The following is a 21,650-nucleotide window of genomic DNA, read 5'->3' as shown; positions in this document are numbered from 1 at the left end:
CGCCGGACCGGCTGGAGTCGAGGGCCGGGACCCGACGCCGGACCGGCCGGGCGGCGTCGCCCTCCCCTACCCCGCGGAGAGCGCCCAGGGCACCAGCGTGAACGCCAGGACGAAGATCAGCCCGAACCCGATGACGTTCATCCACAGCCCGGTCCGGACCATCTGCCGGATGCTCACGGCCCCCGAGCCGAAGGCGATCGCGTTGGGCGCGGTCGCGACCGGCAGCATGAAGGCGCACTGGCACGCCTGGGTCACCAGGATGGCCAGGAGCACCGGGTCGAAGCCGAGACCCAGCGCGACGCCGGCGACGATCGGCACGAAGGTCGCGATGGTCGCCATCGAGCTGGTGATCTCGGTGACCGCCAGCACCGCGACCAGGATGACCGCGAGCACGAGCCAGAACGGCAGCCCCTCGAGCCCGGCGAAGGAGTCCCCGACCCAGTCCGAGAGGCCCGTGGCCGTGACCTGGCCCGAGAGCGCGAGCCCGCCGCCGAAGAGGATGAGCGTGCCCCACGGGATCTCGCGGGCGGCGTCCCAGTCCATGACCATGACGCCGGCCGCCGGGCGCGCCGGGACGAGGAACGTGGTCAGCCCCGCGATCATCGCGATGACGGCGTCGGTGGCCCAGGGGTCCTCGAAGACCAGGGGCACCAGGATCCAGGACAGGGCGGCGCCGCAACAGATGAGCGCGATCAGCTTCTCGCCGGCCGACATGCGCCCGAGCTTGGACAGCTCGTGCAGGAACAGCTGCCGGCCGCCGGGCAGTTCGTCGATCTCCGGGCGCCAGAGCACCTGGGCGATCACGAGCCATCCCGCGGCGAGGAACACGACCACCAGCGGGATGCCGAAGACCATCCACTGCAGGAAGGTCACGGTGTGGCCGAGGTTCTCGCGGATGAAGCCGACGACGAAGACGTTGCCCGGCGTGGCGATGATGGTGCCGAAGGCCGAGATGGTCGCCGAGTACGCGATCCCGAGCATCAGCCCGACGCCGAACCGGGACTTCCGCGCGACCCCGTCCTGGTCCTCGATCAGCCCCACCAGTGACAGTCCCAGCGGGATCATCATCAGCGCGGTCGCGGTGTTGGAGACCCACATGCCGAGGACCGCGGTCGCGATCATCATGCCCAGCACCATGCGCGTCGGCTTGGTCCCAACGGCGAGCACCACCAGCAGCGCGATCCGCCGGTGCAGGCCCCACCGCTGGATGCCCAGCGCCAGGAGGAAGCCGCCCAGGAACAGGAAGATGATCTGGCTGGCGTAGGAGGGCGCCAGCTCCTCCATGGTGGTCACGCCGAAGGCCGGCAGGAGCACGAGCGGCATCAGGGCGGTCACGGGCAGGGGCGCCGCCTCGGTGATCCACCAGGTCCCCATGAGGACGACGACGCCGGCCACGACCCGCGCCTCGTGCGGCACCTCGGCCGGCATCGCGGCGAAGGCGGCGAACGCCGCGAGGGCGCCGAGCACCAGCCCCGCGTAGCGGATGGTGCGAGTTCGGGGTGTGAACGCGGGGGCGAGGTCACCGGGTGATGCCGCGGACGTCGTCGTGGTCGTGGTGGTGGCGCCCGGGGGCATGCGCCGCTCCTTGTCTCGGGGGTCGGGGGACGCGCACGCCTCCGACGGGGTCCCGAGGGCGGCAGGAGGGCCACGGCAGATTGGCGACGACCGGTCGGAAGCCGCCGGCCGGAATTGGCCGGTGGACGGCTGTCGGCCGGTCGACGACTGTCGGCCGGACGTGGCCGATCGGCCAAGGGGGCTGGTCGGCCATGACCGGTCGGTCGATGCCGGCCGGTGCCGCCCTCCGCGATCCGCGGGCGTCGAGGGGTGCGGGTGATCTGGTGAAGGATACCAAAGCGGGGGGCGACGGCGAGCGCCGGACGGCCTCAGCCCCCGCCCCGGATCGAGCAGTCCCAGCGCCACGGGCGCCCCTTGGTCTCCGGGGTGCGGCCGGTCGCGGCGAGCAGGTCCCGCCAGGGGTCCCCCGTGCGCGGCGCGGCGGGGAAGATCCGGTCGAGGCAGGCGGTGACGACGTCGTCCTCGGCCCGGTACGCGATCCCCTGGGCGCGCAGGATGTCCGAGGCGTGCAGCGCGAGCTCGACGATGCCCATGGCCGCCAGCCCCGAGCGGTCCGGCCGCCCGTGCGGGTGCCAGCCGATGCGATCCGGCGGCGCGCTGGCCACGACCGCGACCAGCAGTCCCCCGACGGCGTCGAGGCAGTCGAGGACGGCGCGCGTGCCGCCCTCCTCCTCGGGCCAGAAGAGGCCCACGGGGCGGCCGGGCCGGACGCCGAACTCCCGCAGGGGAGCGTATCCCTCGTGCCCGTGGCGCCCCGAGAGCTGCAGGGCGTAGGAGCCCAGGTCGTCGAGGATGTGCATGACGGTCTCCCGGCAGGTCCAGTCGAGGCCCTCGGCGGGCAGCTCCCAGGCGGCGTCGGGGACGAGCGCGAACCGCTCGCGCACGGCGTCGAGGGCCGACTGGACGTCCTGGGCGGTGGGGCGGGCCGTGATGGCGTTCATGGGCCGATCATGCCACGCGGGGCGCGCTACCGTGGAGGCGAGCCCCACTCCCGTGACCCCGGAGGCATCGTGTCGAAGAAGAAGTCGCCCGACCACGGCGCGGCCACGCCCGCCCTCGCCCTGCTGCGGCGCGAGGGCGTGTGGCACCGCCTCCACTCCTACGAGCACGAGGACCGGGCGGAGTTCGGCGCCGAGGCGGCCGAGCGGCTCGGTGCCGACCCCGGCCGCGTCTTCAAGACCCTCATGATCACGGGGCAGGGCGCCTACGCGCTCGCGCTCGTCCCGGTCCCGGACCTCCTGGACCTGAAGCGCGGCGCCGCGGCCGCCGGGTGGAAGTCGGCGCGCCTGGCCGATCCCCGGCTGGCGGAGCGGCGCAGCGGCTACGTGGTCGGCGGGATCTCGCCGCTGGGGCAGAAGACCCCCGTGCCGCTCCTGCTCGACGGCTCGGCGGGGCGCTTCGAGAGCATCATGGTCTCCGGCGGCAGGAGGGGGTTGGAGGTCGAGCTGGCGCCCGCGGACCTGCTGAACCTGACCGGCGGCCGGTACGCCGAGCTGACCCGAGCCTGACGGCCGGCACGTGGAGCCGATCCGGGCCTGACGGCCGGCACGTGGAGCCGATCCGGGCCTGACGGCCGGTACGCCGAGCTGACCCGGGCCTGACGGCCGGCACGTGGAGCCGATCCGGGCCTGACGGCCGGTACGTGGAGCCCACCCGAGCGTGACGGCCTCGCAGCTTGCTCGCTCGCGCCGAGCGAAGCCCGTCCCGCGTCACGCCCCGTCGGGCATACAGTGCCGGTATGAGCACCCACCGAACCACCCGCTCCCCCTCGCCCCTGGGCGGCCGCAGGCCGAGTAAGGACGAGCTGGCCCGCTTCGCCACCGACGACCCCCACGCGATGGACGACCTCATGCCGCCCGAGGGCGAGCCCCTGCACCTGCTGATCGTGGGGGTGAACCCCGGCCTGTGGACCGCGGCCGTCAACGCCCCCTTCGCCCGGCCGGGCAACCGCTTCTGGCCCTCGCTGCACCGGGCCGGCCTGACCGACCACGTGGTGGACGCCTCGCGCGGCCTGAGCGCCGAGGACGAGGGGCAGCTGACGGGCCGCGGCATCGGGCTGACCAACCTGGTCGGCCGGGCCACCGTCCGCGCCGACGAGCTCACCCGCGAAGAGCTGCGGGAGGGCGCACGGAGGATCCTGGCGGAGGTCGGCAGCAGACGGCCCGACGTCGTCGCGGTCGCCGGCATCACCGCGTTCAGGACGGCGTTCGGGCTTCCGAAGGCCGCCATGGGGCGGCAGGACGCGAGCGCGATCGAGGGGTGGCCCGACGACGTCGAGCTCTGGGTCGTCCCGCAGCCGAGCGGGTTGAACGCCCACGAGAACGTGGAGACGCTCGCGGAGAAGTGGCGCGTGGTGTGGCGGGCCGTCGGAGCGCATCAGAGCTCGTGAGCGACCGCCGCACATCTACCCCCAGCGCGGGCGGGGCGGCTCCCAGGCGGCGAGCCGGGCGAGCAGGCCCTCCGGGGTGCGGGCGGTGATGAGGCCCTCGCGCGCCGCCTCCCCCAGGAACCCCTGGTCGCGGAGGCCGTCCAGCAGCTCCTCGAGCGCGTCCCAGAACCCGTGCGGGGAGTAGAGCGCGACCGGCTTGCGGTGCAGGCCCAGCATCTGCGCGGTCCACACCTCGAAGAACTCCTCGAGGGTGCCCGCGCCGCCGGGCAGGGCGACCATCGCGTCGGCGAGCTCGGCCATCCGGTCCTTGCGCGGGCCCATGCCGGAGACCACCTCGAGCTCGGTCAGGCCCGGGTGGCCGATCTCGGCGTCGACCAGGCTCTGGGGGATGACGCCGTGGACCCGTCCGCCCGCCTCGAGGGCGGCGTCGGCCACCACGCCCATCAGGCCCCGGGCCCCTCCCCCGTAGACGATGGTGTGGCCGGCCTCGGCGAGCGTGCCGGCGAGGGAGCGGGCGGCATCCGTCCAGGCGGGGTCGAGGCCGAGGGACGCTCCGGTGTAGATCGCGATGTGCATGGTCGATGGTCTCACGGGGTGGACGGCGACCCGGGCTCATCCTCGAGGCGGGGGTGCGCTGGGTGGCGAGGACGGGCCCCGACTCACTCGCTGCCGAGGTCGCGGGCGGGGACCTCGGAGGCTTCCAGGTCTGGGCCGCGGGAGAGACCGGCTCGCTCAAGGGCCTCAGGCCGGTCCTCCGCGATCGTCTCGGCGCCTCCAGGCGGACAGCGCACGTGCAGGCGTACTGGATCGAGGGGCGCGCCATGGGGACGGCCAGGAAGAGCGCGTGACGGAGGACGGCGTCGCCAACGACCGCCACGCCCCCTACGGAAGAGGATGGGGGCGAGAGAAGGGCCCGGAGGTTCCACCGGGACCGCCGCCCGACGCCGCGTAGACTGGTGCCATGCGACGCCGCGGCCTGACCTCACTCGACGGGCCGGTGCTGCGTGCACTCGGCTGGGCCCTGCTGGCCCTCGGGGTGCTGGCCGCCGGCCTGGCCCTCGCGGAGGGAGGCACTCCGGGCTATGCCGCCCTCAAACTGATCATGCTCGGCGGAGCCGTCCTCGTCATCGGGCGCCTGCGGCGGGGGCGGTCGCGGAAGTCGGCTGGTCCACGAAAAGGGCCCTGAGCCGCTCGGTCGAGGGCCCGCGCCCCTTCGTGCCTCGTCGGCCGCAGGGCAATCTCCGAGTTGAGTGCGAAAAGGCCGGGCCCGCATCCCGTCACAGGACAGATGCGGCCCCGGCCATCGGGGAGCCATCGGCTCTTCAGTGCCCAAGGTGGGACTCGAACCCACACATGTTTCCATACCGCATTTTGAGTGCGGCGCGTCTGCCGATTCCGCCACTTGGGCGCGGTCGGGGACCCATCAGGTTCCCCGGGCGACTCCACTGTACACAACGAAGCCGGTGGCCGGGCAATCCGGCGGACGGCCTCAACCGACCGCTGGTTCACCCGGCCCGCACCGGGACCTCCCCTCAGGGGGAGGCTCCGGCGTCAGAGGAAGCGGATCAGTCCTCGTCGTACGGCCCGAGCTGCTCGCGCGCCTCCGGGACGCGGGCCCCGGCGTCGTCGAGGTCGCCGATGCGGTGGGCGCGCACCATGTTGGTGGAGCCCGCGACGCCCATCGGCGAGCCGGCGGTCATGACCACCATGTCGTCCGGCTGGGCCATCTCGTGGGACAGCAGGTACTTGTCCGCGGCCGAGATCATGTCGTCGGTGTCGTGGCACTCGCGCTGCAGCACCGCCTCGACGCCCCAGAACAGCGCCATGAAGGCCCTGACCTTGGGGTCCGGGGTGAAGGCCAGCACCGGCTGCGGCGGACGCAGGCGGCACAGGCGACGCGCGGAGTCGCCCGACTGGGTGAAGGTGCAGATGAAGTCCACGTTCAGCTGCGCGGCGATCGCCACCGCGGCCAGGGTCACGGCGCCGCCGCGGGTGCGGGGGCTCGAGCCCAGCGCGGGCACCCGGTCCAGGCCGTGACGCTCGGTCGACTCCACGATCCGGGCCATGGTCTGGATCGTGATGATGGGGTACTTGCCCACCGAGGTCTCGCCCGAGAGCATGACCGCGTCGGCGCCGTCGAGGATCGCGTTGGCGCAGTCGGAGGCCTCCGCGCGGGTCGGCATCGGGTTCTCGATCATCGACTCCAGCACCTGGGTCGCGACGATGACCGGCTTGGCCCAGCGGCGGGCCAGAGCCACGGCCTTCTTCTGGACCAGCGGCACCTCCTCCAGCGGGTACTCCACGCCGAGGTCGCCGCGGGCGACCATGATGCCGTCGAACTTGTCCACGATGTCCTGGAGGTTCTCCACGGCCTGCGGCTTCTCGATCTTGGCGATGACGGGCAGGTGCAGCCCCTCCTCCTCCATGATCTCGTGCACGCGGACGATGTCCTCGCCGGAGCGGACGAAGGACAGCGCGACGATGTCGACGCCGGTCTGGAGCGCCCAGCGCAGGTCGACCTCGTCCTTCTCGGTCAGCGCCGGCACGGAGACCGCGACGCCGGGCAGGTTGATGCCCTTGTGGTTGGAGACCGGGCCGCCGACGACGACGCGCGTGGTCACCACGGTCTCGGAGACCTCGGTGGCCTCGAGGCGGATCTTGCCGTCGTCGACCAGCAGCGAGTCGCCCGGGCGGACGTCGCCCGGCAGGCCCTTGTAGGTGGTCCCGCAGATCTCCTGGGTGCCCTCCACGTCCTCGGAAGTGATCTTGAAGGTGGCACCGGGGTTCAGGACGACGCGGCCCTCGGCGAAGGTCTCCAGGCGGATCTTCGGCCCCTGGATGTCGGCGAGGATGGCGACGTTGGCGCCCAGCTCCTCGGAGGCGCGGCGGACGTTGCGGTAGTTCTCCGAGTGGACGGTGTGGTCGCCGTGGCTCATGTTCAGGCGGGCGACGTTGAGGCCGGCAGAGATGGCCTCCGATACCTTCTCATAGCTCGACAGTGCGGGACCCAGGGTGCATACGATCTTTGCTCGTCTCATGCCCTCAACTCTAGTGGGCTCGCCGTCACAGGGACACCGCGCCGTCCAAGTGTCGGAAGCCGCCGTGAGTCGTCGGTCCCGACGAGTCGTCACCCGCGCCGCGCCGTCATCTCCGCCACATTCCTTCCGACGCCGTCACAGCACCCGCCCCCGCGCCGCCGCGTTGACTACTCTGGTCTGCAGGATCACCGCCGGCGACACCCCCATCCCCTCACCCAGGAGCGACCATGCCCACCACCCTCGTGCTCTACGGATCGCAGTACGGCCACGCCCGCGCCTACGCCGAGTGGCTCGCCGAGGACCTCGGCGGCCGGGCGCTCCCGCTCGCCGAGGCCGCCGAGGCGGACCTCGAGGCCGCGGACACCGTGGTGATCGGCGCGAGCGACTACGCGGGCAGCCTCACCCAGGCCGACGACGTCGTGCGCCTGGCCGCCGCCCTGGAGGGCCGCAAGAGGGCCTTCTTCACCGTCTCCTTCAGCGGCGACGTCTCCGTGCCCCGGGAGAAGCTCGACGCCGTGCTGGCCAAGAACTTCGGCCCCGCCTTCGACGCCGCCGCCCCCACCGCCCACTTCCGCGGCGGCATGGACTACGCGCGGCTCTCCCGAGCGCACAAGACCGCGATGATGGGCGTCCGGGCGTTCCTGCGGACCAAGCGCGGGAAGTCCGAGACGGACCAGCAGATGCTCGACTGCTACGGAGGCCGCGCCGACTACTCGGACCGGGCCAGCATCGCCCCGTTCGTGGAGCGCGTGCGCGGCCTCTGATCCCGCCCCCGGACAGACGCACACGACGGCGGGCCCGCACCTCAGCCGAGGTGCGGGCCCGCCATCATGGCGCCGGGGCTCAGAGCAGGTCGATCGGCCGATCGCTCGGCGCCACCGGCTCCGGCAGCACGGTGCTGCCCAGGAGGTGCCGCTCGACCGCCGCCGCGCAGGCCCGCCCCTCGGCGATCGCCCACACGACCAGGGACTGGCCGCGCCCGGCGTCGCCGCAGGAGAAGATGCCCTCTGCGGCCGTCATGTACTGCTCGTCGCGGGCCACGTTGGTCCGGCCGTCGAACTCGGCGTCGGTCTGCTCCACGATCTCGCGGGAGTCCTGACCGGTGAAGCCCAGCGCCAGGAAGACCAGGTCCGCCGGGATGACCCGTTCGGTCCCCTCCTTCGGCGCGCGCCGGCCGTTCTCCAGGTACTCGGTCTCGGCGACCTTGATCCCGGTGAGCCGGCCGTCCTCGCCCACGAACTCCACGGTCGAGGCGAGGTAGTTCCGGTCCCCACCCTCCTCGTGGGCGCTGGCGACCTCGAAGAGGTTGGGGAACATGGGCCACGGCTCGTGCTCGGCGCGGTCCTCGGGGGGCCGCTTGCCGATCGCCAGGGTGGTCACCGAGGCGGCCCTCTGGCGGTTGGCGGTGCCGATGCAGTCGGCACCGGTGTCGCCGCCGCCGAGGATCACCACGTGCTTGCCCTCGGCGTCGATCTGCCCGGGCACCTCCTCGCCGGCCTGGACCCGGTTGGACTGGACCAGGTACTCCATCGCGTAGTGCACGCCGTCGAGCTCCCGGCCCGGGATCGGCAGGTCGCGCGCCTGCGGGGCGCCCGTGGCGACCACGACGGCGTCGTACCGGCGCCGCAGCTGGTCCCAGGTGATGTCCTTGCCGATCTCGACGCCGGGGCGGAACCGGGTGCCCTCGGCCTCCATGACCTCGAGGCGCCGGTCGATGACGCTCTTCTCCATCTTGAAGTCCGGGATGCCGTAGCGCAGCAGGCCGCCGATGCGGTCGTCGCGCTCGAAGACCGCGACCGTGAACCCGGCCTGGGTCAGCTGCTGCGCGGCCGCGAGCCCCGCGGGGCCGGAGCCGACCACGGCCACCGTCTTGTCGACCAGCCGCTCGGGCAGGTGCGGCTCGATGAGGTCCTCGTCGAAGCCCCGTTCGCCGATCTCGAACTCGATCTGCTTGATGGTCACCGGCGGCTGGTTGATGCCCAGCACGCAGGAGGCCTCGCAGGGGGCGGGGCACACGCGCCCGGTGAACTCCGGGAAGTTGTTGGTCGCGTGCATGCGCTCCACGGCCTCCTGGGTGCGGTCGCGCCACATGAGGTCGTTCCACTCGGGGATGAGGTTGCCGAGCGGGCAGCCCTGGTGGCAGAACGGCACGCCGCAGTCCATGCAGCGGGAGGCCTGCTGCTTGAGCACGGCCTGGTCCTGCTCGGCCTGGACCTCCCTCCAGTCGAGGATGCGGACCGGGACGGGTCGCTTGGGACGGTCCCTGCGCTCGGTGTAGGTCAGGAATCCACGGGGGTCAGCCACGTGCGGTCACCTCCAGAATCTCTTGCCAGACGGCGTCGGAGTCGGGGTTGTCCCCCCGGGTCTCCGCGCGGTTGCGGATGTCGGTCACGGCCGCGAAGTCGCGCGGCATGACCCGGGTCAGGCGGGCGAAGGAGCCGGCCCGGTCGGCCAGCATGGTGCGGGCCACCTCGGAGTCGGTCTCGGCGTAGTGCCGCTCCAGCAGCTCCGCGACCACCTCCTCGTCCTGCGGGTCCAGGCCGCTGAACGTCAGCTCCCCGGACTCCCGGGCGAGCTTGTTGACGTCCTCGAGGTCCAGGTCCAGGACGTAGGCGACGCCGCCGGACATGCCGGCGCCGAAATTGCGGCCGGTCCCGCCGATGACCAGCGCGACGCCGCCGGTCATGTACTCGCAGCCGTGGTCGCCGATGCCCTCGGCCACCGCGGTGGCGCCCGAGTTGCGGACCAGGAACCGCTCGCCGACCTGCCCGCGCAGGAAGATCTCCCCGCTCGTGGCGCCGTAGCCGATCACGTTGCCGGCGATCACGTTGTCCTGCGCCTCGAACAGGGCGTCGGCCTCCGGGCGGACGACGATCCGGCCGCCGGACAGGCCCTTGCCCGTGTAGTCGTTGGCGTCGCCGACCAGCCGCAGCGTGATGCCCTGCGGCAGGAACGCGCCCATCGACTGCCCGGCCTGGCCGTGCAGGTTGACCGTGATCGTGTCGTGGTCCAGGAAGTCCGGGCCGAAGGTCTTGGTGACCCGGTGGCCCAGCATCGTCCCGATCGCCCGGTCGGTGTTGATCACCGCGTGCTCGATCGAGACCGGCGTCCGCTCCGTCAGGGCCGGCTCGGAGAGCCGGATCAACTCGTTGTCGATGTGCAGGTCCAGCTCGTGGTCCTGCTTCCGGGTGTTGCGGATGCCCTTCGAGCCGTACTCGACGGCGGTCGAGCGCAGCACGTTGGTCAGGTCCAGGCCGGCGGCCTTCCAGTGGGCCACGGCCTTGCGCGTGTCCAGGACCTCCGCGTGGCCGATCGCCTCCTCGATGCTTCGGAAGCCCAGCGCGGCGAGGTGCTCGCGCACCTCCTCCGCGATGAACTCGAAGAAGTTCACCACGTGCTCGGCCTTGCCCGTGAACCGCTCGCGCAGCTTCGGGTTCTGCGTCGCCACGCCCACCGGGCAGGTGTCCAGGTGGCACTTGCGCATCATGATGCAGCCCTCGACGACCAGCGGAGCGGTCGCGAAGCCGTACTCCTCGGCGCCCAGCAGGGCCGCGATGATCACGTCCCGCCCGGTCTTCATCTGCCCGTCCGCCTGCACGACGACGCGGTCCCGCAGCCCGTTGAGCATGAGCGTCTGCTGGGTCTCGGCCAGGCCGAGCTCCCAGGGGCCGCCCGCGTGCTTGAGCGAGTTCAGGGGCGCCGCGCCGGTGCCGCCGTCGTGGCCGGAGACGAGCACGACGTCGGCCTTCGCCTTGGTCACGCCGCTGGCCACGGTGCCGATCCCGATCTCCGAGACCAGCTTCACGTGCACCCGCGCCTCGGGGTTGGAGCGCTTGAGGTCGTAGATCAGCTGCGCCAGGTCCTCGATCGAGTAGATGTCGTGGTGCGGCGGCGGCGAGATCAGCGAGACGCCGGGCGTGGAGTGCCGCGTGCGGGCCACCCACGGGTAGACCTTGGCGGACATCAGCTGCCCGCCCTCCCCCGGCTTGGCGCCCTGGGCCATCTTGATCTGGATGTCGTCGGCGTTGGTCAGGTACAGGCTGGTCACGCCGAAGCGGCCCGAGGCCACCTGCTTGATCGCGGAGCGGCGCTCGGGGTCGAGCAGGCGCTCGAGGTCCTCGCCGCCCTCGCCGGTGTTGGACTTCGCGCCCAGCCGGTTCATCGCGATCGCGAGCGTCTCGTGTGCCTCCTGCGAGATGGACCCGTAGGACATCGCGCCGGTGGAGAACCGCTTGACGATCGAGGAGACCGGCTCGACCTCCTCGATCGGCACCGGCTGGCGCTCCTTGAAGTCCAGGAGGCCCCGCAGCGTCATGAGGTTCTCGGACTGGTCGTCCACGCCCTGGGTGTACGTCTTGAAGATGTCGTAGCGCCGGGTCTTCGTGGCGTGCTGGAGCCTGAACACGGTCTGCGGGCTGAACAGGTGCGGGGCGCCGTCGCGCCGCCAGTCGTACTCGCCGCCGGTCTCCAGGGAGCGGTAGGGCACGGTCACGCCGTCGCTGGGGTAGGCGCGGCGGTGCCGGGCCTTGACCTCGGCGGCGATGACGTCGAGCCCGACGCCGCCCAGCTGCGAGTGCGTGCCGGTGAAGTACTCGTCCACGAAGCCCTGGGACAGGCCCAGCGCCTCGAAGGTCTGCGCGCCGCAGTAGGAGCTCACCGTGGAGATGCCCATCTTGGACATGATCTTCTGCAGGCCCTTGCCCAGGCCCTTGATGAGGTTCTTCACCGCCTGGGTCTCGGTGACCCCGGAGATCTCCTCGGTGCGCACCAGGTGCTCGGCGGACTCCATCGCCAGGTACGGGTTGACCGCGGAGGCGCCGTAGCCGATCAGGGCCGCGACGTGATGGACCTCGCGGACGTCGCCGGCCTCGACCAGCAGGCCGACCTTGGTGCGGGTCGCGGAGCGCAGCAGGTGGTGGTGCACCGCGGCGGTCAGCAGCATCGAGGGGATCGGCGCCCAGGTGGGCGAGGAGTTGCGGTCCGAGAGCACGATGTACTGCACGCCGCGGTTGATCGCCGCGGAGACCTTCTCGCAGATCTCGGTGAGGCGGGCGCGCAGGGAGGCCGCGCCGCCGTCGGGGTTGTAGAGGCCGCGCACCTTCAGGGCGATGGCCATGCTGTCCTCGTCGTCCAGGTGGAGGACCTTGTCCAGCTCGTCGTTGTCCAGCACGGGGAAGGGCAGCTCGAGCTGACGGGTCGGGGCGTAGCCGTTGCGCAGCAGGTTGGCGTTGGGGCCGATCGAGCTGCGCAGGGAGGTCACCAGCTCCTCGCGGATCGAGTCCAGCGGCGGATTGGTCACCTGGGCGAAGGACTGGACGAAGTAGTCGAACAGCAGCCGGGGGCGCTCGGCGAGCACGGCGATCGGGGTGTCGGTGCCCATCGCGTAGATGGGCTCGGCGCCCTTCTCGGCCATGGGGCCGATGATCTTCTTGAGCTCCTCGTGGGTGTAGCCGAAGGTCTGCTGGCGGATGCTGATCGACTGCGGCGAGGACTGCATGTGCTCGCGCTCGGGCAGCTCGGTCAGGGAGATGACGTTCTCCCGGGCCCACTCCCGCCAGGGGTTCCGCTCGGCGACCTGGCGCTTGACCTCGTCGTCGGGCACGATCCGGCCCTGCTCGGTGTCCACCAGGAACATCTTGCCCGGGGAGACCCGTCCCTTGGAGACCACCCGGGAGGTGCCGATGTCGACGACGCCCACCTCGGAGGCGAAGATGACCAGCCCGTCCTCGGTCTCCCAATAGCGCCCGGGGCGCAGGCCGTTGCGGTCCAGGACCGAGCCCACGAGCCGGCCGTCGGTGAAGGTCACGGCCGCGGGGCCGTCCCACGGCTCCATGAGGGTCGCGTGGTACCGGTAGAAGGCCCGGCGGTCCTCGTCCATGGTCTCGTGGTTCTCCCACGCCTCCGGGATCATCATCATGATCGCCTCGGGCATCGACCGGCCCGAGAGCATAAGCAGCTCCACGACCTCGTCGAAGGACTGCGAGTCGGAGGCGCCCACCGAGCAGATGGGGAACAGCTCCTCGGGGCGGCGGCCGAGCACCGGCGACTTCAGCCCCGACTGCCGGGCGCGCATCCAGTTGCGGTTGCCCTTGACCGTGTTGATCTCGCCGTTGTGCGCGATCGAGCGGAACGGCTGGGCCAGCGGCCAGGAGGGGAAGGTGTTGGTGGAGAAGCGCGAGTGCACGATCGCCAGCTTGGTCACGAACCGGGGGTCGGAGAGGTCCGGGTAGAACGGCTCGAGCTGCGCGGTGGTCAGCATCCCCTTGTAGGTGATGGTGCGCGAGGAGAAGGAGGGGAAGTAGACGCCCAGCTTGTGCTGGGAGCGCTTGCGGACCCGGAAGGCCTTCTGGTCCAGCTGGCGGCGCTCTTGCTCGGGGTCGAGGTCGATCACCGGGATGTGGCCGGTGAAGGCCTCCTCGGTCTCGGCGGTCTCGCCCTCGGCCACGAACATCTGGACGAAGTAGGGCATGACGGCGCGGGAGGAGCGGCCGACCACGGAGTCGTCCACGGGCACCTCGCGCCAGCCGAGCACGGCCAGGCCCTCGCGGCGCGCGACGTGGGCCAGGGCCTCCTTCAGCTCCTCGGCGTTGACGCCGTCGGTCGGCAGGTAGGCGGTGCCGACGGCGTACTTGCCCTCGGCGGGCAGGTCGAAGTCGACCTCCTCGCTCAGGAAGCGATGCGGGATCTGGGTCAGCAGGCCCGCGCCGTCGCCGGTGCCCTCGTCGGCGCCGACGGCGCCCCGGTGCTCCAGGCTGCGCAGCGCGGTCAGCGCCTTGTCCACGACGTCGTGGGTCGCCTCTCCCGTCAGGGTCGCGATCATGGCGAGGCCGCACGCGTCCTTCTCGTGCTCGGGGTGGTAGAGACCCTGGGGCCCGGGGATCGAGGCGAACGTCTCGAACGGCGAGCGGGCGTGCTGAGTTGTCTCGAAGGCAGTCATGCTTGAAGGCACCTCCTCATGTCGGCCCAGGCTGGTCAGGTGCGAACAGGGGCTGGGGCGCGGTGGAACGGCTGCCGGGAAGCAGCCGTGACGGGCACTGCCGTCGGTGCCTGGAGGAGCAGGACCGGGAGGATGCGCGGGAGCGGCCGGCGGGTCCGGCCCGCCGGCATGCGTCCGGGCGCCTCATCAGGACCAACGGAAGCCGCCTCTTTGCAGCGATCACGAGACGAAGATGGCCTCCGGACGCGGTGGCGTCCGTGAGAGGGCTGATCGGCGGTGTCTTGCGCGTGTGTGTGATGCGAGACGTCGCGTCTTGTCTGTGCGTTGTTCAGCTAAAAGGTACCACGGGCCACAGCTCAGCACACTCATCATTTTTCCGTCGGGGATCTGTGATGAGCGTCTCAGCGGGCGGAGGCGGGGGCGTTCTAGGCCGAGGATCCCCCGGATCCCGCGCCCAGGCCGCGGCGCGCGACGTCGTCCTCCTCCACGGATGCCCGCTCGCGACGCGCCCGGACTCCCCAGTACGCGAGCATCAGCAGCCCGAGCACCACCAGCGCGCCGGAGGTCCACACGTGGATCCGCACCCCGAGCAGCTCCTGGGAGGGGTCGATCCGCAGGAACAGCTCGATCATCATGCGGCCGAACCCGTAGTAGGCCACGTACCCCCAGAAGACCTGGCCGGTCTTGAGCACGCCGCGCCGGCCCAGCCAGATGAGCAGCAGGGCGCCGAGGACGTTCCAGATCGACTCGTACAGGAAGGTCGGGTGGAACAGGGTGTCCGCCGGGAGGCCGGCGGGGAAGTTGTGGCTCAGCGGGTCGATGCGCAGGCCCCACGGCAGGTCGGTGGGCCGGCCGAAGAGCTCCTGGTTGAACCAGTTGCCCCAGCGGCCGATGCCCTGGGCGATGAGGATCCCGGGCGCCGCGGCGTCGGCGAACCGGACCAGGGACAGGCCCAGCCGGCGGCACGCGATCCACGCGCCGAGCGCGCCGAAGGTCACGGCGCCCATGATGCCGATGCCGCCCTCCCAGATCTTCAGGGCGTCGACCGGATCGGCCCCGGGACCGAAGTAGTCCTCGGGCGCGGTGATCAGCACGTGGTAGAGCCGCGCGCCGACGATCCCCAGCGGGATCGCCCACAGGGCGATGTCCCACACGGTCTCCGGGTCCTCCCCGGCCGCGGCCCAGCGGCGCCGGGTCAGCCACAGGCACACCACGATCCCGAGCAGGATGCACAGGGCGTAGGCGTGGACGGTGAGCGGCCCGAGGTGGAACGCGGACCAGGAGGGCGAGGGGATCGCGGCGATCGCCGCGGCGGGGACGGGCACGGCGCTCAGACCGCCCGGCCGGCGAGCTCGCGGGTCAGGTGGCCGACGGCGTCGGGCCCGCCCTCGCCCAGGGCGCGCACCAGCGCGGTGCCGACGATCACGCCGTCGGCGTAGGCGCCGATCTCCTCGACGTGCTCCCGGCGGGAGACGCCGAGCCCGACGCACACCGCCGGGGCGCCGGCCTCGCGCAGGTCGGCCACGAGCCGCTCGGCGAGGTCGGAGACGCTGGAGCGGGCGCCGGTCACGCCCATCACGGACACGGCGTAGACGAAGCCGGCCGAGGCGCGGGAGATCATCGCCAGCCGCTCCGGCGTCGAGGACGGCGCGGCCAGGAAGATCCGGTCCAGGCCGTGCGCGGCGCTGGCGGCGAACCAGTCGCCGGCCTCGTCCGGCACGAGGTCCGGGGTGATGATGCCCGCTCCCCCGGCCTCGGCCAGGCGCCGGGCGAAGTCGTCCACGCCGGTGCGCAGGACCGGGTTCCAGTAGGTCATCACGACGACGACCGCGTCGGTCGCCTCGGTGATCTCGCGGACCGCGCGGAAGACGTCGTCCACCCGGAAGCCGTTCTCGAGCGCGATCGCGGTGGCCTGCTGGATGACGGGGCCGTCCATGACCGGGTCGGAGTAGGGCACCCCGAGCTCGATCACGTCGGCGCCGTTGCGGCCCATCTCGATCCCCGCCCGGATCGAGTCCTCGACGGTGGGGTAGCCCACGGGGAGGTAGCCGATCAGCGCGGGGCGGCCCTCCTCGCGGCACGCGCGCAGCCGCGCGGCGAGCCGGGAGTCGGGGTCCGTGGCGGGGAAGTCCTGCGTCAGGGGGTTGGTGGCGCTCATGTCTAGTGCTGGGTCCCCTTCCGAGGGTCGTCGTACTGGTCCGTGCCCATGTCCTCCACGGCCTCGGGGTCGGCCTCCTCGACCGTGCCCGTCTGCTCCTTCACGGCCGCGGCCTGCAGCTCGGAGCTGGGGATCGCGTCGCCGAGGCCGAACCACTTCACGGCGGTGTCCATGTCCTTGTCGCCGCGGCCGGACAGGCAGACGGCCAGGATCCGCTCGCGGGCAGCCTCGGGGTCCTCCTCGGCCCAGGCGCGGGCGACCTTCAGGGCCCCGGCCAGGGCGTGCGCGGACTCGACCGCGGGGATGATGCCCTCGGTCTCGCACAGCAGGCGCAGCGCGTCCATGGCCTCGGTGTCGGTCACGGCCTCGTAGGAGACCCGGCCGATGTCGGAGAGGTACGCGTGCTCGGGGCCCACGCCGGGGTAGTCGAGGCCGGCGGAGATCGAGTGGGACTCGATCGTCTGCCCGTCCTCGTCCTGCATGAGGTAGGTCCGGGCGCCGTGCAGCACACCGGGGCGGCCCAGGTTGATCGTGGCCGCGTGCCGGCCGCTGTCGACGCCGTCGCCGCCGGCCTCGAAGCCGTAGAGCGCGACGTCGGGGTCGTCCAGGAAGGCGTGGAACATCCCGATCGCGTTGGAGCCGCCGCCCACGCAGGCCGCGACGGCGTCGGGCAGCCGGCCGGTGGCCTCCAGGAGCTGCTCCCGCGCCTCCGTGCCGATCGCGTCGTGGAAGTAGCGCACCATGGCGGGGAACGGATGCGCCCCGGCCGCGGTGCCCAGCAGGTAATGGGTGGTGTCCACGTTTGCGACCCAGTCCCGCAGCGCCTCGTTGATCGCGTCCTTGAGCGTGCGCGAGCCGGTCTGGACCGCGATCACGCGGGCCCCGAGCAGCTGCATCCGGGCCACGTTGAGCGCCTGGCGGCTGGTGTCCTCCTCGCCCATGTAGACCACGCACTCCATGCCGAAGTACGCGGCCGCGGTGGCGGTCGCGACGCCGTGCTGGCCCGCCCCGGTCTCCGCGATGAGGCGGGTCTTGCCCATGCGGCGGGCGATCAGGGCCTGGCCCATGACGTTGTTGATCTTGTGCGAGCCGGTGTGGTTCAGGTCCTCGCGCTTGAGGAAGATCCGGGCCCCGGCGCGCTCCGAGAGGCGCTGGGCCTCGGTGAGGAGCGAGGGCCGGTTGGAGTACTCGCGGGACAGGCGCTGGAACTCCTCGAGGAACTCCGGGTCGGCCTTGGCCTTCTCGAAGGTGTCCTCGAGCTCGTCCATGGCCCGGATCAGCGACTCGGGCATCCAGCGCCCGCCGTACTCGCCGAAGTAGGGGCCGGGCGCCTCCTTGAGGCTGGCGCCGGCGACGCCGAGGAAGCCCTCGGCCAGGTCGCGGTCCGCCCGCTGCTCGGGGTTACTCTGCATGCTCGTCCTCGTTCTGTGCGGTCTCGAGATAGCCGGTGCGGGCCTTGCGGCCGCTGTTCTTGAAGTCTCCCACGGCCTCGCGGGGGTCGCGGTTGCGCACGAGCGCCTCGCCCACCAGCACCACCTGCGCGCCGGAGCTCGCGTACGCCGCGACGTCCTCGGGCCCGGCGACGCCGGACTCGGCCACGATGACCGGGCCCTCCGGCAGGTGCTCGACCAGGCTCGAGAAGTGGGTGTTGTCCGTCTCCAGCGTCTTGAGGTTGCGGACGTTGACGCCGATGATCTTCGCGCCGAGGTCGGCGGCCCGCCGGATCTCCTCCGGGGTGTGGGTCTCGACGATCGCGTTCATGCCCAGCCGGTGGGTGAGCTCGAGGTACTCCCGGAGCTGCTCGTCGTCGAGCGCGGCGACGATCAGCAGGATCAGGTCGGCGCCGTGCGCGCGGGCCTCCCAGATCATGTAGGGGTCGATCGTGAAGTCCTTGCGCAGCAGCGGGATCGACACGGCCGAGCGGACGGCGTCGAGGTCGGCGAGCGAGCCCTTGAAGCGGCGGCCCTCGGTCAGCACCGAGATCGCGGCGGCTCCCCCGGCCTCGTACTCGTGGGCCAGGGCGGCCGGCTCGGGGATGTCCGAGAGGTCGCCCTTGGAGGGGCTGGCGCGCTTGACCTCGGCGATGATCTCCACCGTGCTCGCCGCGGGGCCCCGCAGGGCCGAGAGCGCGTCGCGGGCCGGCGAGACGGAGGCCACCCGCTCCTTGAGCTCCTCGAGGGATACCTCGCGCTGGCGGGCGTGCAGGTCCTCGCGGACTCCGGCGATGATGTCGTCCAAGACTGTCATGTGGCGTTCTGTTCCCGATTCTGCTGGTGGTGTGTGTGGACCCGGCCCGGCCGGCTGCCCGGCCCGGCGCCCTCCGGGACCGCGGCTGCGGCGCCCGCCGGGCGGTTAAGCGAACAGCGCCCCACTGACAGGTTCATCAGGGGACGCTGCTCGATCGGCCGGATCAGTGGCTCGAGTGGCTCTTGGTGCGGGACCCGCCCTTGCCGAAGCCCATGCCCTTCAGGACCAGGCTCGCGACGATGCCGAGCGCCATGATGACGCCGCCGATGATCATCCCGACGGTGTGGAAGGTGTCGAAGGCGACGGTCGCGACGATCAGGCCGAGCGTCACGACGATCACCAGGGTCCAAGCTGCGACGGTGCTTCCATGGCCGTCCACGACCTCGGGGACCAGGACGGTCCGGTCTTCGTTGCTCACGGGGAGTCCTCCTAGGCGATGCGGGTGCGCGAACCGGTCGCGCTTCGGGCTACATTCTAGAACACTTTGCGGGCGCCCGCCGAGCGGGCACGCGGTGGCCGGGGCGGGCGGCGCCCCGATCAGTCGGTCGGGTCGCGCCCCTCGGACAGGGAGTCCCAGGCGTCGATGTCGTCGGCGTGCCCGCTCGCGCCGGGCGCGCCGGCCCGCTGCGGGGAGCGCTCGAAGCGGCGGGAGTTGGTGCGCCAGTGGCGGCTGGTCAGCAGCAGCCAGACGGCGGTCACCACGGTCGCGGCGGCGAGCACCAGGCACAGCCAGGGCCACACGGTGAGGACGTAGGAGCCGTCGGCGCCGGTGACGTTGGTCGCCTCGCTCACCTGGGTCCGGGCGGCCAGCGCCGGGTCCGTCAGGACGGTCACGACGGCGGCGCCCGTGCCCAGCCCCGCGGCGGCGATCACGACGCTGATGATCATGCGCAGGACGCGGCCGGAGATGCGCAGCGCCAGCACCGCGGCCAGCGCGGCGAGCGAGAGCGCGGTGACCGCCGGCGCGGCCTGGGTCCCCGTGACGTCGATCCGCTGCTCCTGCAGGACGCTGGCGGCCTCGGCGTGGATCCAGGTGGGCAGGCTGGTCAGGAACGCGAGCCCCGGGACGAGCAGGCCCAGCAGGGTCGCCCGGCCGGCGCCCCCGCCGCGCGGGCGGGAGTCCCCGGCGGCCTGGACCGTGGGCTCGGGCCCCCGGCCCCCGGGCCCGGTCGCGGGTTCCGTGGGGACCGGGCCCGCGGGACCGGTCGCGGGCTCCCGCCCGGCCGGCTCGCGGCCCTGGGCGGCGGGATCGGGTGTCGGTGTGCTCATGAGGTCTCCTCCCCCAGGCTCCTCAGGGACTCGGCCAGCAGCACCGCGCGCAGCGGCGCGGCGGACTTGCTGACGGTCTCGGCGGCCTCGGTCTCCGGGACAGAGTCCGCCACGATGCCGGCGCCGGCCTGCACGTAGGCCCGGCCGCCGCGCAGCAGGGCGGTGCGGATCGCGATCGCCATGTCCATGTTCCCGGCGAAGTCGAAGTAGCCGACGACGCCGCCGTACACGCCACGCCGGTGCGGCTCGTACTCGTCGAGCAGCTGCATCGCCCGCGGCTTCGGCGCCCCGGACAGCGTCCCGGCCGGGAACGTGGCCCGCAGGACGTCGTAGGCCTCGGCGCCCTCGCGCAGCCTCGCCTCCACGGTCGAGGAGATGTGCATGATGTGGCTGAACCGCTCGATCTCCATGAACTGGGTGACGTCCACGGTCCCCGGCTCGGCGATCTTGGACAGGTCGTTGCGCGCGAGGTCCACCAGCATGAGGTGCTCCGAGCGCTCCTTCTCGTCCGCCAGGAGCTCCTCGGCCAGCGCGAGGTCCTCGGCCCGCGTCTCGCCGCGGGGGCGGGAGCCGGCGATCGGGTGCGTCTGCGCCCGGTCCCCGTGGACCGTGACCAGGGCCTCCGGGGAGGAGCCGACGATGCTGAAGCTCTCCTCGGGCCGCTCGGCGTCGGCGAAGGTGTAGAGGTACATGTACGGCGAGGGGTTGGTCTGGCGCAGCACGCGGTAGACGTCCAGCGGGGAGGCCCCGCACTCGGTCTCGAAGCGCCGGGAGATGACCACCTGGAAGATGTCGCCGTCGTAGATGGCGTGCTTGCCCTCCACGATCCGGTTGAGGAACTGCTGGCGGTCCCAGCTCTCGACGACGTCGCGCTCCATCCGCTCGCGCAGCGTGTCCCCGGGGGCGAACCGCGAGACCGTGGTGGTGCCGATCGGCTCGGCGAGGCGGCGGAGCATCTCGCGCAGGCGCCCGACGGCGTCGTCGTACGCGCGGTCCGCCCGCTCCGGGCTGTCGTCCCAGTTGATCGCGTTGGCGACCAGGGTGACCGTGCCGTCCCGGTGGTCGTGGATGGCCATGTCCGCCACGAGGTTCAGGGCGAACTCGGGCAGGCCGAGGTCGTCCGGGGGCGGGCTGGGCAGGCGCTCCCAGTGCCGGACGGTGTCCCAGCCGAGGTACCCCACCAAGCCGGAGGTCAGCGGCGGCAGGTCCTCGAAGGACTCGGTGTGCAGCATGCGCAGGGTCTGGCGGATGGCCTCGACCGGGTCCCCGCCCGTGGGCGCGCCCTCGGGGACGGTGCCCTGCCAGTGCGCCTCGCCGTCGCGGACGGTCAGCGTGGAGGGCGAGTCGACGCCGATGAAGGAGTAGCGGGACCACGTGGCCCCCTCATTGGCGGACTCGAGCAGGAAGGAGCCGGGCGCGGGGACGCCGTCGCGGGCGACCAGCGAGCGGTAGATGCCGATGGGCGTCAGGGCGTCGGCGACCACCGTGACGCTGACGGGGATGACGCGGTGCCTGCCCGCCAGCTCGAGGAACTCCTCGCGGCCGGGGCGGATGCCGTCGGTGCGGTTCACGGTGCGCTCCTCTCGGCGGCGGCCGTCCCCGCGACCGTGGGCAGCGTGCGTCCCTCGAAGCAGGTCCGGGTCCCGGTGTGGCACGCGGCCCCGACCTGGTCCACGCGGATCAGCAGGGCGTCGCCGTCGCAGTCCAGCGCCGCGGACACGACCCGCTGAACGTGGCCCGAGGTGTCCCCCTTGCGCCAGTACTCCCCGCGCGAGCGGGACCAGAAGGTCACCCGCCCGCTCGTCAGGGTGCGGCGCAGCGCCTCCTCGTCCATCCAGCCGAGCATCAGCACCTCGCCGGTGTCGTGCTGCTGGATGATGGCGGCGACCAGGCCGGCGGTGTCCTTCTTGAGCCGCTCGGCGACCTGGGGGTCCAGGGACGCGGCGGCGTCCGGGGTCTCGTCGTGGGGATTCATCACGGGCCCACTGTACCGCCTGGCGCGGCGGGCGGACGGGTCCCCCGGCCCCTAGGATGGAC

18 protein-coding genes and 1 tRNA gene are annotated in these 21,650 nt (G+C 72.2%); 4 read left to right on the top strand and 15 right to left on the bottom strand.

Annotated features, from left to right (window positions below; all coding sequences use genetic code 11):
* Positions 1–66 precede the first annotated feature (66 nt).
* Together NBM05_RS07035 and NBM05_RS07030 are read right to left on the bottom strand one after the other, a co-directional pair.
* A complete protein-coding gene (locus NBM05_RS07035) occupies positions 67–1,575 on the bottom strand; it encodes an SLC13 family permease (RefSeq protein WP_254166119.1) in 1,509 nt (502 codons plus the stop codon).
* A 308-nt stretch (positions 1,576–1,883) separates the two neighbouring features.
* Positions 1,884–2,516 (bottom strand): DinB family protein, encoded by a 633-nt coding sequence (locus NBM05_RS07030; RefSeq protein WP_254166118.1) that lies wholly within the window; start codon positions 2,514–2,516, stop codon positions 1,884–1,886.
* A gap of 66 nt (positions 2,517–2,582) precedes the next feature.
* On the opposite strand from NBM05_RS07030, the gene NBM05_RS07025 reads away from it, so the two are divergent.
* Together NBM05_RS07025 and NBM05_RS07020 are read left to right on the top strand one after the other, a co-directional pair.
* The gene (locus NBM05_RS07025) at positions 2,583–3,083 is read left to right on the top strand and encodes an aminoacyl-tRNA deacylase (RefSeq protein WP_373689308.1); all 501 of its coding nucleotides are present in this window, start codon (positions 2,583–2,585) and stop codon (positions 3,081–3,083) included.
* A 230-nt stretch (positions 3,084–3,313) separates the two neighbouring features.
* On the top strand, positions 3,314–3,964 hold the full coding sequence (locus NBM05_RS07020; protein ID WP_254166115.1) for a mismatch-specific DNA-glycosylase: 651 nt from the start codon (positions 3,314–3,316) through the stop codon (positions 3,962–3,964).
* 15 nt (positions 3,965–3,979) lie between these two features.
* Here the strand turns inward: NBM05_RS07020 and NBM05_RS07015 are convergent, their stop codons facing one another.
* Positions 3,980–4,540, bottom strand: a complete 561-nt coding sequence (locus NBM05_RS07015; protein WP_254166114.1) for an LOG family protein — start codon at positions 4,538–4,540, stop codon at positions 3,980–3,982.
* Positions 4,541–4,545: 5 nt separating this feature from the next.
* Here NBM05_RS07015 and NBM05_RS15870 point away from each other — a divergent pair, with 5 nt between their 5' ends.
* Positions 4,546–4,812, top strand: coding sequence for an SIP domain-containing protein (locus NBM05_RS15870; RefSeq protein ID WP_373689306.1), 267 nt, complete (start codon positions 4,546–4,548; stop codon positions 4,810–4,812).
* A 478-nt stretch (positions 4,813–5,290) separates the two neighbouring features.
* On the opposite strand, the gene NBM05_RS07010 is transcribed toward NBM05_RS15870, so the two are convergent.
* Positions 5,291–5,372: transfer RNA gene (locus NBM05_RS07010), tRNA-Leu, on the bottom strand.
* Positions 5,373–5,529: 157 nt separating this feature from the next.
* Positions 5,530–7,002 carry a pyruvate kinase gene (pyk, locus tag NBM05_RS07005; protein ID WP_254166113.1) on the bottom strand — a complete coding sequence of 491 codons (1,473 nt, stop codon included), beginning with the start codon at positions 7,000–7,002 and terminating at the stop codon, positions 5,530–5,532.
* Between the two features lie 227 nt (positions 7,003–7,229).
* Here pyk and NBM05_RS07000 point away from each other — a divergent pair, with 227 nt between their 5' ends.
* Entirely contained in the window at positions 7,230–7,766 is a 537-nt protein-coding gene (locus NBM05_RS07000) for a flavodoxin domain-containing protein (RefSeq protein ID WP_254166112.1), read from the top strand.
* A gap of 79 nt (positions 7,767–7,845) precedes the next feature.
* On the opposite strand, the gene NBM05_RS06995 is transcribed toward NBM05_RS07000, so the two are convergent.
* The 10 genes from NBM05_RS06995 to hisI all read right to left on the bottom strand — a co-directional run bounded on the left by NBM05_RS06995 (position 7,846) and on the right by hisI (position 21,588).
* On the bottom strand, positions 7,846–9,306 hold the full coding sequence (locus tag NBM05_RS06995; protein WP_254166111.1) for a glutamate synthase subunit beta: 1,461 nt from the start codon (positions 9,304–9,306) through the stop codon (positions 7,846–7,848).
* The gene (gene gltB / locus NBM05_RS06990) at positions 9,299–13,939 is read right to left on the bottom strand and encodes a glutamate synthase large subunit (protein ID WP_254166110.1); all 4,641 of its coding nucleotides are present in this window, start codon (positions 13,937–13,939) and stop codon (positions 9,299–9,301) included. Before gltB ends, NBM05_RS06995 begins: the two co-directional genes overlap by 8 nt.
* 425 nt (positions 13,940–14,364) lie before the next feature.
* Entirely contained in the window at positions 14,365–15,264 is a 900-nt protein-coding gene (lgt, locus tag NBM05_RS06985) for a prolipoprotein diacylglyceryl transferase (RefSeq protein WP_254166109.1), read from the bottom strand.
* 5 nt (positions 15,265–15,269) lie between these two features.
* Positions 15,270–16,097, bottom strand: coding sequence for a tryptophan synthase subunit alpha (trpA, locus tag NBM05_RS06980; protein ID WP_254166108.1), 828 nt, complete (start codon positions 16,095–16,097; stop codon positions 15,270–15,272).
* Positions 16,098–16,099: 2 nt separating this feature from the next.
* Positions 16,100–17,509, bottom strand: a complete 1,410-nt coding sequence (trpB, locus tag NBM05_RS06975) for a tryptophan synthase subunit beta (RefSeq protein ID WP_254166107.1) — start codon at positions 17,507–17,509, stop codon at positions 16,100–16,102.
* Positions 17,499–18,344: an indole-3-glycerol phosphate synthase TrpC gene (gene trpC, locus NBM05_RS06970; protein WP_254166106.1), complete on the bottom strand. Its 846-nt coding sequence runs from the start codon at positions 18,342–18,344 to the stop codon at positions 17,499–17,501. Before trpC ends, trpB begins: the two co-directional genes overlap by 11 nt.
* A gap of 163 nt (positions 18,345–18,507) precedes the next feature.
* Complete coding sequence (locus tag NBM05_RS06965) at positions 18,508–18,762, bottom strand: HGxxPAAW family protein (protein WP_254166104.1); 255 nt, start codon at positions 18,760–18,762, stop codon at positions 18,508–18,510.
* Between the two features lie 119 nt (positions 18,763–18,881).
* Positions 18,882–19,613, bottom strand: a complete 732-nt coding sequence (locus NBM05_RS06960) for a Trp biosynthesis-associated membrane protein (RefSeq protein ID WP_254166103.1) — start codon at positions 19,611–19,613, stop codon at positions 18,882–18,884.
* Positions 19,610–21,184 (bottom strand): anthranilate synthase component I, encoded by a 1,575-nt coding sequence (locus NBM05_RS06955; protein ID WP_254166102.1) that lies wholly within the window; start codon positions 21,182–21,184, stop codon positions 19,610–19,612. The genes NBM05_RS06960 and NBM05_RS06955 overlap by 4 nt, the downstream gene beginning before the upstream one ends.
* The gene (gene hisI, locus NBM05_RS06950) at positions 21,181–21,588 is read right to left on the bottom strand and encodes a phosphoribosyl-AMP cyclohydrolase (RefSeq protein ID WP_254166152.1); all 408 of its coding nucleotides are present in this window, start codon (positions 21,586–21,588) and stop codon (positions 21,181–21,183) included. The genes NBM05_RS06955 and hisI overlap by 4 nt, the downstream gene beginning before the upstream one ends.
* Positions 21,589–21,650: the final 62 nt, after the last annotated feature.

This window comes from Rothia santali (genome assembly GCF_024199905.1).
Taxonomy (GTDB): domain Bacteria; phylum Actinomycetota; class Actinomycetes; order Actinomycetales; family Micrococcaceae; genus Rothia; species Rothia santali.
Note: the sequence above shows the minus strand (reverse complement) of the source record. Positions and strands in the feature narration are given on the sequence as shown.

What these genes read in the sequence shown, in the direction of transcription:
- NBM05_RS07035 (WP_254166119.1), bottom strand. Translation starts at nt 1,575, where the DNA reads ATGCCCCCGGGCGCCACCACCACGACCACGACGACGTCCGCGGCATCA.
- NBM05_RS07030 (WP_254166118.1), bottom strand. Translation starts at nt 2,516, where the DNA reads ATGAACGCCATCACGGCCCGCCCCACCGCCCAGGACGTCCAGTCGGCC.
- NBM05_RS07020 (WP_254166115.1), top strand. Translation starts at nt 3,314, where the DNA reads ATGAGCACCCACCGAACCACCCGCTCCCCCTCGCCCCTGGGCGGCCGC.
- NBM05_RS07015 (WP_254166114.1), bottom strand. Translation starts at nt 4,540, where the DNA reads ATGCACATCGCGATCTACACCGGAGCGTCCCTCGGCCTCGACCCCGCC.
- NBM05_RS15870 (WP_373689306.1), top strand. Translation starts at nt 4,546, where the DNA reads ATGGTCTCACGGGGTGGACGGCGACCCGGGCTCATCCTCGAGGCGGGG.
- pyk (WP_254166113.1), bottom strand. Translation starts at nt 7,002, where the DNA reads ATGAGACGAGCAAAGATCGTATGCACCCTGGGTCCCGCACTGTCGAGC.
- NBM05_RS07000 (WP_254166112.1), top strand. Translation starts at nt 7,230, where the DNA reads ATGCCCACCACCCTCGTGCTCTACGGATCGCAGTACGGCCACGCCCGC.
- gltB (WP_254166110.1), bottom strand. Translation starts at nt 13,939, where the DNA reads ATGACTGCCTTCGAGACAACTCAGCACGCCCGCTCGCCGTTCGAGACG.
- trpA (WP_254166108.1), bottom strand. Translation starts at nt 16,097, where the DNA reads ATGAGCGCCACCAACCCCCTGACGCAGGACTTCCCCGCCACGGACCCC.
- trpB (WP_254166107.1), bottom strand. Translation starts at nt 17,509, where the DNA reads ATGCAGAGTAACCCCGAGCAGCGGGCGGACCGCGACCTGGCCGAGGGC.
- trpC (WP_254166106.1), bottom strand. Translation starts at nt 18,344, where the DNA reads ATGACAGTCTTGGACGACATCATCGCCGGAGTCCGCGAGGACCTGCAC.
- NBM05_RS06960 (WP_254166103.1), bottom strand. Translation starts at nt 19,613, where the DNA reads ATGAGCACACCGACACCCGATCCCGCCGCCCAGGGCCGCGAGCCGGCC.
- hisI (WP_254166152.1), bottom strand. Translation starts at nt 21,588, where the DNA reads ATGAATCCCCACGACGAGACCCCGGACGCCGCCGCGTCCCTGGACCCC.